The sequence below is a fragment of the Candidatus Pseudomonas adelgestsugas genome (genome assembly GCF_004124255.1).
Lineage (GTDB): Bacteria > Pseudomonadota > Gammaproteobacteria > Pseudomonadales > Pseudomonadaceae > Aquipseudomonas > Aquipseudomonas adelgestsugas.
Genome location: NZ_CP026512.1, coordinates 1364530 through 1381098, shown reverse-complemented (window position 1 = coordinate 1381098; position 16569 = coordinate 1364530). Strand labels below are relative to the sequence as shown.

General features: G+C 40.9%; 11 protein-coding genes and 1 pseudogene. 7 read left to right on the top strand and 5 right to left on the bottom strand.

Going from position 1 to position 16569, the window contains the following annotated elements; genetic code table 11:
- Positions 1–1336: 1336 nt before the first annotated feature.
- On the bottom strand, positions 1337–1549 hold the full coding sequence (locus C3B55_RS03510) for a cold-shock protein (RefSeq protein ID WP_129211515.1): 213 nt from the start codon (positions 1547–1549) through the stop codon (positions 1337–1339).
- 1026 nt (positions 1550–2575) lie between these two features.
- On the opposite strand from C3B55_RS03510, the gene thrS reads away from it, so the two are divergent.
- The 7 genes from thrS (at position 2576) to ihfA (ending at position 9537) form a co-directional block, all read left to right on the top strand.
- A complete protein-coding gene (gene thrS / locus C3B55_RS03505) occupies positions 2576–4498 on the top strand; it encodes a threonine--tRNA ligase (protein WP_129211513.1) in 1923 nt (640 codons plus the stop codon).
- The gene (gene infC, locus C3B55_RS03500) at positions 4498–5052 is read left to right on the top strand and encodes a translation initiation factor IF-3 (RefSeq protein WP_457912701.1); all 555 of its coding nucleotides are present in this window, start codon (positions 4498–4500) and stop codon (positions 5050–5052) included. Before thrS ends, infC begins: the two co-directional genes overlap by 1 nt.
- A gap of 57 nt (positions 5053–5109) precedes the next feature.
- Positions 5110–5304, top strand: coding sequence for a 50S ribosomal protein L35 (gene rpmI, locus C3B55_RS03495; RefSeq protein WP_129211918.1), 195 nt, complete (start codon positions 5110–5112; stop codon positions 5302–5304).
- A 32-nt stretch (positions 5305–5336) separates the two neighbouring features.
- Complete coding sequence (gene rplT, locus C3B55_RS03490; protein ID WP_129211509.1) at positions 5337–5687, top strand: 50S ribosomal protein L20; 351 nt, start codon at positions 5337–5339, stop codon at positions 5685–5687.
- Between the two features lie 121 nt (positions 5688–5808).
- Entirely contained in the window at positions 5809–6825 is a 1017-nt protein-coding gene (pheS, locus tag C3B55_RS03485) for a phenylalanine--tRNA ligase subunit alpha (RefSeq protein ID WP_129211507.1), read from the top strand.
- Between the two features lie 27 nt (positions 6826–6852).
- Complete coding sequence (gene pheT / locus C3B55_RS03480; RefSeq protein ID WP_129211505.1) at positions 6853–9231, top strand: phenylalanine--tRNA ligase subunit beta; 2379 nt, start codon at positions 6853–6855, stop codon at positions 9229–9231.
- A gap of 3 nt (positions 9232–9234) precedes the next feature.
- Positions 9235–9537, top strand: a complete 303-nt coding sequence (gene ihfA, locus C3B55_RS03475) for an integration host factor subunit alpha (RefSeq protein ID WP_129211503.1) — start codon at positions 9235–9237, stop codon at positions 9535–9537.
- A 1302-nt stretch (positions 9538–10839) separates the two neighbouring features.
- Here ihfA and rnt read toward each other — a convergent pair.
- The 4 genes and pseudogenes from rnt to metG form a co-directional block, all read right to left on the bottom strand.
- A complete protein-coding gene (gene rnt, locus C3B55_RS03470; RefSeq protein WP_129211501.1) occupies positions 10840–11493 on the bottom strand; it encodes a ribonuclease T in 654 nt (217 codons plus the stop codon).
- A complete protein-coding gene (gene pyrC / locus C3B55_RS03465) occupies positions 11490–12536 on the bottom strand; it encodes a dihydroorotase (protein ID WP_129211499.1) in 1047 nt (348 codons plus the stop codon). Before pyrC ends, rnt begins: the two co-directional genes overlap by 4 nt.
- Positions 12537–13732: 1196 nt before the next feature.
- Entirely contained in the window at positions 13733–14368 is a 636-nt protein-coding gene (gene nth, locus C3B55_RS03460) for an endonuclease III (RefSeq protein WP_129211497.1), read from the bottom strand.
- A gap of 190 nt (positions 14369–14558) precedes the next feature.
- Positions 14559–16517, bottom strand: a pseudogene (gene metG, locus C3B55_RS03455) (methionine--tRNA ligase); the annotation flags it as partial.
- Positions 16518–16569 lie beyond the last annotated feature (52 nt).

Genomic DNA, 16569 nt, shown 5'->3' with positions numbered 1-16569 from the left:
TATTAACTATCAATAAATGGTAAGATTGTTCATAACCTGATCGGTGACTGCTATGCATTTATCCGTGATAAATCTAAAGAAATGCTTACTATCTATAAAGTTATCATGCTGTTTGAATAAATTACTCGTCAATAGACTCTGGAGTAGCAATTATGTATTGCTGCATACTAGATCGAATAATCCACAATATTAGCCAAGCGCATTGTAGTGCTGCACTATAAAAGATTGATTAGCGGCATCAAAACTAATAGCTAAAACTACAACAGCAAGTAATTCATGACTTTGATAGCTAATGTATGTTTACCTATGATTAAATCGATTTGAGCTCTGGCTTTAACCACAGTGCACGCAGTTTTAGGTTCGTCAAGCTTAAGTAATGATCATGCGGCCTTTAGTGTATGCAATGAATAAATCTTGAATTGCCTTGATTACTAATGATTATCAAAGTTAAGGCTTGTTGCTAACTTTATTTGCTAGCAGTACTGTTACTATGATCAACATGCCGTGAATTTTTGACGACATGTAGTAGGTAGATATATAAAACTATTATAGACTAGCATTAGATTGAAGTATACACATTCGTAGCCTTAGCGTAACACAGTTAATGTTTGAGCCTTTATTTGGCAATTAGCAGAGAGTTATAATTAATTTTTTCTATAAAAGCAATTGTGTGGTGATGCATTTTTTTGATACTTATAAATTAAAGTCTTGCGATGAGTAAAAAATGTGATATTTATGTTATGCTTATCGAATTTATGCGCTGTACTAAAACTTTAGTGCTAGGCTCTAGTTTGTTACTAGAAATGATATTAATGTGTGACTGCATTGGCCATGTTTTTTCTGTAAGACGCTCAATCTAGATCTTCTGGCGTAACAATTGGACCTATGGTGAATTGTTATTTATAACTAAATTATATGGAGCCGTTATTTAATCAGTATCAATACGAATAAAAAACCATAGACCTAGTAAATTTAAAGTTCAAACTCTATAAAACATTAACATATTTATAGGTAAGATGACCTGCCTATTAGTATAGTGGTATTTCTCCAGATTATATTATTAAAAATAACGCAACTTAAAACGCTCACCCTATTATAGTATTGCAGGTTAGTGTTATCATGGCAATCTGACTGTCTATCTGCTTAATGTGCTATGTAGTTTTAGTGTCCGTAACAGTTCAATATTCGGTTGAACTATTGTCAATTTAGTATTGCGAACTGAAAGCAGCTGAGACATGCATTCTAAAAAAATAGTTTGGTAAATTGTGGCCAGGCTAATAATTCCCCAGCCAATAAAAAACTATCTTATGAACGATCCTCCTATCTTGGCAGGGAGCTATTCGCTACGAACTTGTGCAGCCTGCATACCCTTTTGTCCTTTTTCAGCCACAAAGGAAACTGTTTGTCCTTCTTTTAGGCTTTTAAATCCTTCACTTTCAATGGCTTTGAAGTGTACAAATAGGTCGTTACCGCCGCCTTGGGGGGTGATAAAGCCAAAGCCTTTTTCGTCATTAAACCATTTCACGGTACCAGTTTGGCGATTAGACATAACATACCTCCTAAAACATATATTTAGTGTATTCATTTTACGCTGCTAATGTACAACATTAATGTAATGTACTATAGTAGTTTATCATAAATAAAACTACTTGAGAGTCTTACTAGGAAGCATGGATTGATAATCAATAGTGTTGTTTTTTAGTGCTTTGTTCGGCTAAAATCTATAGTTTACGTAATATGCAGTACACAAAGTATTGGTTGTTAAAGTCGTACACGCTGTTTAATTTTATGAAAATTATAGTTCTTAGACTGTTTTCTAGCTAAATATATCTGATTAGTTGATATCTTTACTATATTCTTAACTGCTTTGCAAAAAAGCAGTTGCCATAATGTCTTTAGCCTTACATGCTCGACCACTATTTTAGTTAGCTATGAGTTATTTTTATTCTTTTATAGTAGTTAAATGCTGCATCAATCTTGTTGGTGCTACGTACACAGTAGTCTTTGGCGGTTTTGCTATTAACGGTTCTGCCGTGCTTCTAGCGTGTAGTTTTTTGATTAAGCTATCTCGATCACTAGTTGAAGAGCAGCTCGATGGAGTAGTTATATGAGCGCTAACTGGTAAGGAGAGCTAGGGAAACGAAGAGAACAAAAGCTAAGCAAAGGCTAAGGTAAAACGCATAATGAAATGATTCTGTGACTCCATAGACAAACAGCTATTCTCGGCTAGCTTGAAACCTGATGTATCATTTGCTGTCTACTTTTGTAGACAGTAATAAACGCTGGAGTTTGTGCTTCAAAGAGCAAGCATGCTGATTATGCATGCTTGTCATTATCATTAAATTGAATTTATTTAGTTTATCTATGCATGCTAGTTGTCACTTTAATAAAGTAATAAAGTTTCTCTGGGTTGACTCTTCAGTTATTCTAATTCGACTATTGATTAATTGATACGGCTTCTGCTGCTACTTTAAAGCAGGCATTCATCACGGAACAGCCTAGTATTGAATTTTGTACTAGTTAACGCCTAACCCATATGATTTTAGTATGGTTTACCACTAGGAAAGGAGATGCCATGCCAACTATTGTTCTTCCAGACGGAAGTCGGCATTCATTTAAAAATTCAGTTTCCGTGGTTGAGGTCGCTACATTTATTAGCGCGGACTTAGCCGAGGCCACCATAGCTGGCAAAGTTAACGGTACGCTGGTTGACTCTAGCGACCTAATCACTCATGATGCTAGCCTGCAGATTATCACGCCACAGGATCTGGAAGGGTTGAAGGTTATTCGCCATTCTTGCGCGCATTTGATTGGTCATGCAGTCAAGCAGTTGTATCCAACTGCAAAGATGGTAATCGGTCCAGTCATTGACGAAGGTTTTTATTATGATATCGCTTATGAATGTCCTTTTACTATCAAGGATTTAGCTGCTATAGAAGCGCGTATGCATGCGTTGATCAACAAAGATTACGATGTTATCAAAAAAGTCACGTCGCGCGCTGAAGTGATTGAGGTATTTACCGCTCGCGGTGAAGACTACAAGCTGCGTCTAGTTGAAGATATGCCGGACGAGCATACCATGAGCTTATATTATCACGAAGAGTATGTTGACATGTGTCGTGGTCCACATGTGCCGAACACACGCTTCCTCAAGTCGTTTAAACTGACCAAGTTGTCTGGTGCTTACTGGCGCGGCAATGCGAAGAATGAGCAGCTGCAGCGAATTTACGGTACTGCCTTGCCTAGCAATAAGCAGCTTACCGCCTATATTCAGCGCATCGAAGCAGCCGAAAAACGCGATCATCGTAAGATTGGTAAGCACCTAAATTTGTTTCATCTCCAGGAAGAAGCGCCTGGTATGGTATTCTGGCACCCGAATGGATGGACTTTATATCAGGTTCTTGAGCAATATATGCGAAAGGTTCAGCGCGATAACGGCTACCTGGAGATTAAAACTCCACAAGTCGTTGACCGTAGTCTATGGGATCGATCAGGGCACTGGGCTAACTATGCCGATAATATGTTTATAACTCAGTCGGAAAGTCATGACTACGCCATTAAGCCAATGAACTGTCCATGCCATGTGCAGGTATTTAACCAAGGCCTGAAGAGCTACCGTGAGTTGCCGATACGTCTAGCAGAGTTTGGTGCTTGCCACCGTAATGAGCCATCTGGTGCATTGCATGGCATCATGCGGATGCGTGGCTTCACCCAAGATGATGGGCACATCTTTTGTACTGAAGAACAAATGCAGACTGAATCAGCTGCATTTATCAAGCTGACTATAGATGTTTATCGCAAGTTTGGTTTTGCTGAAGTCGAAATGAAGCTGTCAACTCGTCCTGAAAGACGAGTTGGTTCTGATGAGCTATGGGATCGCGCCGAATCTGCGCTAGCTATAGCATTAGACAGTGCGGGCCTAGTGTACGATCTGCAGCCTGGTGATGGTGCTTTTTACGGTCCAAAAATTGAGTTTTCGCTAAAAGATTGTCTTGGTCGTGTCTGGCAATGTGGTACCTTGCAGCTTGATTTTAACCTGCCGATTCGATTGAAAGCTGAATATGTTTCCAAAGATAATAGTCGTAGGTATCCAGTTATGCTGCACCGGGCTATCCTTGGTTCTTTTGAACGATTCATCGGGATCCTGATTGAACACTATGATGGCGCATTCCCAGTATGGCTTGCCCCCATCCAGGCAGTAATTATGAATATTACTGATAAACAGGCTAATTTTACCGCTGCAGTTGAAAAAAACCTCAATGAAAGCGGATTTCGTGTTAAGTCTGACTTGAGAAATGAAAAGATCGGCTTTAAAATTCGTGAACATACCTTGCTTAAAGTTCCTTATCTTTTGGTTATCGGAGATCGGGAAGTCAATACGCAGACCATCGCTGTACGTACTCGTGAAGGTGCTGACCTTGGCTCAATGTCCGTTGACCAGTTCGTTAAGTTGCTAGTGCAAGCGGTTTCCCGGCGTGGTCATTTAGATTCGGAGTAATTATTATTAAGCGTGAAATGAGACAAGATAAACGAGCTGCACCGAAAGCCCCGATTAACGAAAATATTTCGGCATTCGAGGTTCGGTTGATTGGTGCTAATGGCGAGCAGATTGGTATCGTCTTGATTGATGAAGCGCTTCGTATCGCTGAAGAGTCTAAATTAGATCTGGTAGAAATTTCTGCTAATGCAGTCCCACCTGTTTGCCGGGTGATGGATTATGGTAAATCAATATTTGAAAAGAAAAAACAGATTGCTGCGGCGAAAAAAAACCAAAAGCAGATTCAAGTAAAAGAAATTAAATTCCGTCCAGGTACTGATGAATGGGATTACCAAGTAAAACTACGTAACCTAGTACGCTTCTTGAAGGATGGGGATAGAGCGAAGGTATCTCTGCGATTCCGTGGCCGTGAGATGGCTCACCAAGAGTTGGGAATAGAGCTACTTAAACGGGTTGCACTCGATTTATTGGAGTATGGTTCTGTTGAACAGCTTCCTAAAATGGAAGGTCGCCAACTAATTATGGTCATAGCTCCGAAAAAAAGAAGCAGCTAATAGGATATGGCAAGCGCTCTGGATGAGGTTGATCAATTAAATACGGAGTATATAAATATGCCAAAGATGAAGACTAAAAGTAGTGCCTCTAAGCGGTTTCTAAAAACTGCAAACGGTATCAAGCATAAGCACGCTTGCAAAAACCATATCTTGACTAAAATGTCAACTAAGCGTAAGCGCCAACTGCGCGGTAGCAGCTTGCTGAATCCTTCTGAAGTGGCAAAAGTCGAGCGTATACTACGTCTTTGTTAATTTTTGATCAAAAAAAATAGAGGAAGTAACTAATGGCTCGTATAAAGCGCGGCGTTATTTCTCGTAAGCGTCATAAAAAGATTCTGAAGCTTGCTAAAGGCTACTATGGCGCCCGTTCACGCGTATTCCGTGCTGCTAAGCAAGCAGTAATAAAAGCTGGTCAATACGCTTACCGTGACCGACGGCAAAAAAAACGTCAGTTCCGTTCTCTATGGATCGCCCGTATTAATGCTGGTGCACGTATTAATGGTTTATCCTATAGCAGTTTTATCGCTGGTCTTAAAAAAGCGTCAATTGAAATCGATCGTAAGGTTTTGGCTGAGCTGGCTGTAAACCAAAAAGTAGTGTTTGCTGCAATTGTTGAGAAAGCTAAATTCGCTTGAATTTAATTACCTCCAGAAATAAACCGCCATGGGCTTTTCTTGTGGCTCAAGGTAAAACGTCATAATAGGGGAAGAGCCTTCAAGCTCTTCCCCTATTATGTTATGTATCTGGAGTTTGTACATGAAAAACCTAGAAGCGATCGTTGCTCAAGCCCTTGAGGCTGCGCAAGGTGCTGTAGATATCAATGTTTTAGAGCAAATCCGGGTGCATTACCTTGGTAAAAATGGTGAATTAACTAAGGTAGTGAAGACTCTGGGAGGCTTACCTGTTAAAGAGCGTCCGCAAGTTGGCGCGCTAATCAATCTTGCCAAGGAACGTGTTATAGAGGTTTTCAATGTACGCAAGGCTTTAATTAAGGAGGCCAATCTTGCAGCTAAACTCGCCGCTGAGTCCATTGACGTAACCTTACCTGGGCGTGGCCAGGTTTCTGGTGGTCTACATCCGATTACCAGAACTTTAGAACGGATTGAGCAGTTCTTTACCTGTATTGGTTATGGTATCGCTGAAGGTCCTGAAGTCGAAGACGATTACCATAACTTCGAGGCGCTCAACATCCCTAGTCATCACCCGGCTAGATCGATGCACGATACTTTCTATTTTAATGCGAGCATGCTATTGCGGACTCATACCTCGCCGGTACAAGTCCGCACTATGCAAGCAAATAAGCCACCGATACGTATCGTCTGCCCAGGCCGTGTATACCGTAACGATTCAGATGTAACTCACTCACCGATGTTTCATCAGATTGAAGGCCTGCTTATTGATTATGATATCAATTTTGCTGACCTCAAAGGCACCATAGAAGAATTTTTGCGAGTGTTTTTTGAGAAAAAACTGGCGGTACGTTTCCGTCCATCGTTTTTTCCATTTACCGAGCCATCTGCTGAAGTTGATATAGAATGCGTGATGTGTGGTAGCAAGGGTTGCCGAATCTGCAATCAGACTGGCTGGCTAGAAGTAATGGGATGCGGCATGGTACACCCAAACGTGCTAGGCATCTCTAAAATTGATTCAGAAGAGTTTTCTGGTTTTGCCTTCGGCATGGGTGTTGAGCGTCTAGCTATGCTGCGTTATGGCGTAAACGACTTACGTCTGTTCTTCGATAATGATTTGCGGTTTCTTGCGCAATTTCGTTAGTTGTAGAAAATTTTTTAGGAGAGCTGAATGAAATTCAGTGAACAATGGCTACGTAGCTGGGTAAGCCCGCAGGTAGATCGTGATGACCTAATTTCTCGTCTATCAATTGCTGGTCTTACAGTTGACAACGTAACGCCAATCGCTGGTGTTTTTAGCGGCGTAGTAGTTGGCGAAATATTGAGCACTAAGCAACATCCTGATGCTGCCAACCTACGTGTGTGTCAGGTTAGCAATGGCATGCAAGATTTCCAGGTTGTATGTGAAGCACCTAATGTACGTCCGCACCTAAAAGTCCCATTCGCTATAATCGGTGCCCAACTGCCTGGCGATTTTAAAATTACAAAAACTAAGATGTGCGGCGTTGAGTCCAACGGCATATTGTGTTCACAGGCTGCATTACAGATCGGCGATCGGAATGATGTTCTAATGGAATTACCTGCTGATGCACCTATAGGTCAGGATATTCGTGTCTATCTAGAGTTAGAAGACTTTAGTATCAAGGTCAATCTGACTTCAAATCGCGGTGATTGCCTATCTCTTGCTGGCCTAGCGCGTGAAGTTGGCGCACTATACAATATCTCGACTGTCAGTCCAGCAGTTGTGGCGGTAGTAGCAGTGCACGACAAAATGCATCCTATTGAAGTGCTAGCGCCACATGCTTGTCCGCGTTACCTTGGTCGTGTAATCCACAACGTCGATTTGTCAAAGCCAACCCCGTTATGGATGGCTGAGCGTCTGCGTCGTTCTGACGTGCGCGGCATCAATGCAGCTATTGATATTACTAACTACGTGATGCTTGAGCTAGGTCAGCCGATACATGCTTTTGATCTTGCTGAAATCAATGGTGGCATACGCGTACGTATGGCTGAAGAAGGTGAGCGGTTAGCACTGCCAGATGGTAAAGAGGTAAGCTTGCGTGCCAATACTCTAGTAATTGCTGATCATTCTTGCGTTATGGCGATTGCTGGTGTGATGGGTGGTGAGCACGCCAGTATATGTAACACTACGCGTGATATTTTCCTTGAAAGCGCATTCTTTGATCGGGTCGCTATTGCTGGCAAGGCTAGTGCTTATGGCTTACATACCGATGCTTCGTATCGCTACGAGCGCGGTGTAGATTGGAAATTGACCCGCAAAGCCATGGAGCGTGCTACTAGCCTATTTTTAGAAAGTACTGGCGGCGAAGCTGGTCCGATCACTGAAATTATCAACGAGCAGTACTTGCCGTCTATTATGCCGATTCTTTTACGTGCTAAAAGTGTCGAGCAAATGCTTGGTCTAGTGATAAAGCCTGAGCAGATTGAGCAACTGCTGTCCGCGGTTGGCCTGTGTATTTCTAATAGCAATGAAGGGTGGTGGCATGTTGAAGTACCAAGTCATCGCTCCGATATCAGCCTAGAAGTCGACCTGATTGAAGAATTAGCCCGTTTGTATGGTTACAACCGCCTGCCGGTTCGTTATCCGCAGGCCCGCCTAGTGCCACAACCTAAAGTTGAAATACGTGTGCACTTGCAAGAGATGCGCCATCTACTAGTTGCGCGTGGCTACCAAGAAACCGTTACCTATAGTTTCATAGATCCTAAGCAGTTCGAACTATTCAATCCAGGTGTTAAGCCGTTACTATTGGCTAATCCTATATCTAAGGACATGGCTGCCATGCGTTTATCACTGTGGCCAGGCTTTATGAAAGTGCTTTTTTATAATTTGAATCGTCAGAAGAATCGCGTTCGTATATTTGAAAGTGGCCTACGTTTTGTTGGTCAGCTCGATGTCCTTAAACAAGAGCCTGTGCTAGCTGGTGCAGTGTGTGGTAACCGTTTTCCTGAAAGTTGGGCGAATAGCAACGATTCTGTGGATTTCTTCGATATTAAAGCTGACGTGGAAGCAGTATTAGGTTTTGCTGGCGCACCGAGTGAATTTACGTTCGTACCCGGCATTCATCCAGCATTGCACCCTGGTCAAACTGCACGTATCGAACGCAAAAACTGTCTAGTAGGCTTTGTTGGTGCTATCCACCCAAAGCTGCTAAAAATCCTTAGCCTTAATCGTCCAGTGTTTGTTTTTGAGTTAGTCTTAGCTGAAGTCATATCTAGCAATATGCCTAAATTTAGCGAGTTATCACGTTTTCCTGAAGTACGTCGTGATTTGGCGTTAATTGTCGATTGTGAAGTGGCTGCCAATGTTGTTCTAGATGTAATCCGTAAAAATGCAGGTGAATGGCTAATAGACCTCAGGTTATTTGATGTTTATCATGGTAAAAGCATTGGTTTGCATAGAAAAAGTCTTGCAGTTGGCCTAACATGGCAGCATCCATTACGCACTCTTAATGACGATGAAGTTAATACTATAACACAGAATATTCTTGCCTCGCTTAAACAAAGACTGAACGCTACGTTAAGGAAATAATGTATGAAGGCTTTGACGAAAGCTGAAATAGCAGAACGTCTATGTGAAGAATTGAGTCTAAATAGACGTGAGGCCAAAGAATTAGTCGAGTTGTTTTTTAAAGAAATAAGGTATGCTCTGGCAGAAAATGAACAGGTCAAATTATCCGGTTTCGGTAATTTTGATTTGCGAGATAAACGTCAGCGGCCTGGCCGCAATCCAAAAACTGGAGAATACACCCCAATCACGGCTCGTCGTGTTGTTACGTTTCGTCCAGGACAAAAGCTAAAAGCTAGAGTTGAGGCTTATACTAAAAGCAAGTTATAAGGATACGCTACCTGTCATTCTAGACAGGCGCTACCTTACTATTGGTTAGGTCAGTTAACTCTATGCAGTTAAACGCATACTTTACGTTGTTGAAAGTATGAATGTATTCAACTTAATCGAGCTAAACGCACTAAAAATTATCATGATTATCATCGCTAAAATATACTGATAATTAGACATATCATAGCGTTACTATATGATCATGGTTTTACCATTAGCAGCATGTGTTAGTATATATTTATTGATAAAGCCAAAGATAATACTACTCAGTACAAGTAATTGGTCAGCCAGATGCTATCTAAATTCGAAGATACGTTAATAGTATTAGAAAATTATTTAACATATAAAATATATCTACATTTTAAAATTTTGCGTTATATTATAGACTAACTTCTTAAACGAAGCTAACATAATAACAAGCTTCGCTTAGTCGTAGCGTAGCTCTATGGTGCACTAACATGAAGTGTTAGTAGTTTAGTATTCACATCACTTTGCTCTGACTATATTTTGTATAGCTGTAACTTTGCAGCTTTATCTTTTGCATGCGCCAAGCTTGTAAGTAGTTAACATTGAACATATTGAATAAGTTTACTGTTTATGGCAATTAGCAAGCATCTAATATCTATTATGCCAATTAGATATATTATCTCATGCACTTCTATTTTAAACTATTTCTATTAGTTTAAACAGCTCAAGCATCTGGCGAGTAAGCTCATCAAAAAAACGCTAGCATATATGTTTAATTTGGTGATTGCCTACAATAGCGTTCAAATGCTACATACCTAGTCGTTACTGAGATAGTATTGATAATTGCGCTAAGATTAGTCGTAATACTGTATTTTTTGCGCTACAATGATTATGCAACTGACAAAAAATCGTATAGTAGTACACAGTAAAGCTAAATTTTTACCAAGCTAATCAAATATGATCCGCGACTTATTTGATATGTGTTTGCCTATTGATTAGGCTAGTCCATGTGTACAATACCAGCTAACGGTTGCAGTCGTAATATTTTTGTCCTGCAAATACGTTATTACAGGAGACTTTGCATGCTTGCAAAGGAGTCTAGTTACAATCATAACAAATGAGTAAGCTAGTCTTTAGGTTGTTATTCTTGTCAGAAAGTAGCAGCCTGTAACTCAGCATTGCTACATTTATTCTTTACACCACTGAAAAAAATTTTTTGACTTACATGACTTGGTATTCTAGAAAGTGTATTAGCTATATTTAAAGCAAAAAATTAGCTTGAGAAAGCTGGTTCTTTACGTATACCATTCTAGTATAACTAGTAATGGTTTTTTTCTAGCCACCCATCTGCTTCCAGCGATTGACAATTTCGCAAAACAATTCAGCAGTTTTCTCTGTATCGTAAAGTGCCGAATGAGCTTCACGCCCATCAAAGTCAATGCCAGCCGCCTGACAGGCTTTCGCCAGTACAGTTTGGCCATAAGCTAAGCCAGCTAGGGTAGCGGTGTCGAAGCTAGAGAACGGGTGGAACGGGTTATGCTTCATGTCTAGCCGCGCTACTGCAGCATTTAGAAAACCTAAATCAAAGCTGCTGTTATGACCCACTAAAATTGCGCGATTACAGCCATTGGTTTTCAATGCCTTGCGTACGTCATGGAAGATATCGGTCAACGCTGTTTCTTCACTAACCGCCATACGCAGTGGGTGATCAAGCTTAATTCCAGTAAACTCTAAAGCTGCTGTTTCGATATTCGCGTCCTCAAACGGCTCGACACGAAAAAAGTTAGTGTGCTTGGGGAACAAAAAACCTTTAACATCCATACTGATAGTGGTTGCGGCAATTTCTAGCAATGCGTCAGTAGCACAGTTAAAACCGCCGGTTTCTACATCAATGACTACTGGTAAATAACCGCGAAACCGCTCAGCTATAGAGTGAGTAGTTTCGCTATAACTGTGCTTTTGGGCGTTATTATAATGGTTTTCGCTCACTTGCTTTCCTCCAATAGGCGCCATCGCAATATTTCATTGGCGCGCAGAGGGATAATAGTCTGCTCGCCAAATGGTAGGCTAGCAGGGGCCGTCCAGTTTTCACGAACTAGGGTAATTTTATCTGTATTTACCGGTAGTCCATAGAAACGCGGGCCGTTAAAACTAGCAAAACTTTCGAGTTTATCTAGTGCGTTACGTTGTTCAAACGCTTCAGCATATAATGCGATAGCAGTATGTGCAGTGTAACAGCCTGCACAGCCATACATGGCTTCTTTAACATGCCGAGCATGAGGGGCAGAGTCAGTGCCAAGAAAAAATTTCGGATTACCGCTAGTAGCCGCATCCAGTAAAGCTATTTGATGGGTGTTACGTTTGAGAATTGGCAGACAATAGAAGTGTGGCCGAATTCTATTTGCTAGCATATGGTTGCGGTTATAGAGCAGGTGATGCGCAGTAATAGTTGCGCTGACATTAGCTGAGGCCTCGTTTACGAACTGCACTGCATCGGTGGTAGTGATATGCTCAAGCACTACTTTGAGGGTCGGGAATAACTCGACTATACGGCACATATGCTCATCGATAAAAATCTTTTCACGATCAAACACGTCTACATCGCAACGAGTTACTTCACCGTGAATTAGCAGTGGCATGCCGACTTTAGCCATCGCTTCAATTGCCAGCAAGATTTTATCGAGACTTGTTACGCCAGAATCTGAGTTGGTGGTTGTGCCAACCGGATATAGTTTAGCGGCATGTATGAAACTAGTTGCCTTAGCTCGGCTAATTTCTTTAGGTTGGGTGTGATCAGTGAGGTAAATCACCATTAATGGCTCAAAGTAGTTCCCAGGTGGTCGCGCAGCGAGGATACGCTGACGATAGGCCTTAGCTTCTATAGTATTACATACTGGAGGTACTATATTTGGCATGATGATAGCGCGGCTAAACGTGCGCGCTACATCGGCTACGGTTTGGGGTAACGCAGCACCATCACGAAGATGAATATGCCAGTCGTCAGGACGCAGCATGGTTATGTAGTTAGACATTAAAGATTCCAATTATATCAATTTAGTTAGAATGCTATCGTAAAAGATTATTATAGACACTCTCTATTAAGTTTTATTATACGTGTCTACTATCCCTAGTATGCGTTAACAACGTATAACGCTTTAAGGTATTATATAAGTTAGTTAAACTGCTTGCCTGTGCTCTATGTTTATCTAGCAATATTTAGTGCGGTTGCCAGATAGTTTGCGATAGCGTTTATATTTTCAGGCATATATATAGAATCTTGAATTGAAAGTAGAGCGCGATAAGTTCGAGTGTCGCCTGACTAAGTTTATCATGACTTTCAGCTCTGATAAGAGTATACGTCTAGCCGGTAAGCTAGCGACAGTTCATATAAACGCATACAATGGCTTATTTGGTACTGGCTTAGTTAGCCTTATTAGCTGTTGCTGTTCAAGAGCGATTAAGTCCAAACCTAGAAGTTGTGTGTTGGTTTACTGGAATGACGTAACTAAACTGTGTTAAATTACGGATATAAAAAATAACTATTTAAAAATCTACCTACTTTCGTTAATAATTAGCATGGCTTATCATGACTATAAAATATGCATCACTACACTGCTGCCAATACATTACGATCATGCTCAACAGACTTAAAGTCTGTTTCTCAGGTGTAGTACCGTGCCACACGCCTTAGTTAAGAACAAACTGAACATTAATTATTGCATTTATGAAAACCTACTCATACAGTCAACTTAATTAAATTAAATAGGAATTCGAATTGTAGAGGTAGTCGCCTACTAACCGCTATATTTTATGTTGCCACATAAGCTATGTAGTAGTTGCTAGTATCTAGGAGTCATAAACTACTTACATTTTTATGATAAATGGTTTTCTATGAATGCATGCATACCAATGCTGTTAATAACCGCTAACAATTGTTGGTTGAATATGCAACTTAAACGCGTATCCACTACTCAAAATAGGAGTTTCAAGCGACTTTGTTAAATAACCTTTATAGCATACGCTATATGCGTATGCTATAAAGGCACAGCTATTTAGCATATACTTTTATACAAAGTATAACTTTAGCTATTACAGCTAATGACTTTATGTAAAACTCTGCGTGGTCATATATTGTTTAGATTTAAACAAGTTCATTTTTTGTGTATTTCGTCGGTCTAGATATGTCGGTATTACTTCAAATGAATTAAGACAACCAATCAATGCTCAATCATGCGATATTTTTATATTTGAATTCACACAAGTCTTTAATACTGCAGTTGCTACAAAGTGGTTTACGTGCTCTACAGATATATTGCCCGTGAAGCACTAGCCAATGATGGGAATTGAGTAAATAAGGCTTAGGCACAAACTTCATTAGTTGCATTTCTACTTCAAAAACGTTTTTGCCACGCGTAATACCAGTTTTATTACTGACGCGGAAAATATGCGTGTCCACTGCTATGGTCAGTTGTTGAAACGCGGTATTGAGAATCACATTGGCAGTTTTTCGGCCTACACCAGGAAGGGCTTCTAGGTCTTCTCGATTTTGTGGCACTTTGTTACCGTGCAAATTAACTAGCATGCGACAGGTCTTAATAATATTTTTAGTTTTGTTTTTGTATAGATTAATAGTCTTGATGTGCTCTGACAAACCATCTATACCCAAGGCGTACACAGTCTCTGGCGTATTGGCTACTTGGTACAGTTTAGCCGTCGCCTTATTGACGCTAACGTCTGTAGATTGAGCCGACAAAATCACCGAAATTAGTAACTCAAACGGCGAAGAGTAAATTAGTGCGGTTTTAGGCTCTGGATTATCTTCGTGAAACTTACGAAAAATTTCTAGGCGTTTTTCGGTATTCATGAAGCAAGTATTTCCTTATAAACAATCACTAAACATAATTACAGGTACTGTATGGAGTAAAATATAAGTAATACAATGAAGCATTTCTAAAATATTAGCATTAGTATTTATCTAGATTTACGCTACTCTTAGTGTTCAACAGTCAACAGGTAGATTGTTTTACTGTTGAGACTGGCTTTTGTTACTGGGTTTCGGAAATACTGAATTTTATTTCATCTGTTTAACGTTAACGATCATTATAGTCAGGTAACGATTGAGCCTAGACCTGGCTAGGTAAGTGTTTTTGGTGCCGGAAAACACGTTTTATTGTTTTTACTGAGATTAGAAGTCAAACGCAGCAGGTTGGTTGGCACCTTAGCTTCGATTTTGACGATTAGCTTAACTTATAGATCTACAGCAGCAAGAAACATCTCATTCAATTTCTGTAGAGATGAGGCCCTTGATGAGTTTGCTATACGCTAACTGGCATAGCCATACCAATACAGGTCTGGCTGACGACTAGATCTTCTTTCGAAGCATCAATCATAGCCTGTACCTTAACTTCATCAATACGAGTCATCAGTGGTTTAAACTCGTTTAACTGATGGTTAAATAGCAATGTGGCGTGGTCATTCCAGGTTAGAGGTGCGACATTGAGGAATGTTTCAGCATCTGCAGCTAGCAGTGGGAGCACTGGCTTGAGGAAGATCACTAACTTACGGAATAAGTTGACTCCAGTGGCGCAGATTACTTGAATTTCAGCCTGTTTGCCTTCCTGCTTACTCAGCAACCATGGCGCTTTGTCAGTGATCCATGAATTAGTACGGTCAGCTAAGCTCATAATCTGACGCATCGCGCTAGCAAAGTCACGGGTTTCATAGGCGTTAGCAATGCTTAACGCGGCAGCTAGGAAGGCTTCGGTTAGCTCTGATGCTGAATTTTCGGCGACTAGCACACCTGCGTTACCCTTGTGGATAAATCCAGCGCAACGGCTAGCGATATTGACTACCTTACCGATTAAATCAGAATTAACCTTTTGTACGAAGTCTTCTAGATTTAGGTCTAGGTCATCTACGCTGCCGCTTAGTTTAGAAGCGTAGTAGTAACGTAAGTATTCTGGCAACAAGTAATTCAGGTAAGTGCGTGCCTTGATAAGGGTGCCACGAGATTTTGACATTTTTTGGCCATTAACCGTTAAATAGCCATGCACCACGATGCCGGTTGGCTTACGGTAGCCTGAACCATCAAGGATAGCTGGCCAGAATAAAGCGTGAAAATTAACAATATCTTTACCGATGAAGTGGTATAGCTCAGTTGTAGCGTTCTTTGCCCAAAACGTGTCAAAATCTAATTCTGGTATACGGTCACATAGCTTTTTAAAGCTAGCCATATAGCCTATTGGCGCATCTAGCCATACATAAAAGTACTTGTCAGGTTCGCCAGGAATCTCGAAACCGAAGTATGGCGCGTCACGGGAGATGTCCCACTGCTGTAGACCGTTATCTAGCCATTCAGACAGTTTATTGGCTACAGAATCCTGTAAGGTGCCGCTACGTGTCCAGGTTTGCAGCATCTGCTGAAAATCCTGAAGCCTAAAGAAGAAGTGCTGTGAATCTTTAAGCACTGGGGTGGCACCGGAGATTGCTGACTTCAGATCCTTCAATTCAGTTGGTGTATAGGTAGCACCACATTTTTCACAGTTATCGCCATACTGGTCTTCGCCACCGCATTTTGGACAAGTGCCCTTTATGAGGCGGTCAGCTAAGAACATATTTTTTTCCGGGTCAAAATACTGGGTTACCAAACGTTGGTCAATGTAACCAGAATCCTTTAATCGTAGGTAGATTTGACTGGATAGTTTGCGGTTTTCTTCGGAGTTTGTTGTGTCGAAGTTATCAAAATCTATCAAGAATTCGGCAAAGTCAACGCAGTGTTCAGCTTGCATGTTGGTAATTAATTGTTCCGGGGTAACGCCTTCTTTTTCTGCGCGCAGCATAATGGCTGAACCGTGGGCGTCGTCTGCGCAAACATACATGCATTGATTGCCGCGATGCTTCTGAACGCGCACCCATATATCAGTTTGGATATATTCAAGCATATGGCCAAGATGGAGAGAACCATTGGCATATGGCAGTGCGCTAGTGACGAGTATCTTGCGTGGTTCTGACATTGGTTTAGCTATTTAATGAAACGGAGATTAGCGACTATAAAGCATTAAGAAA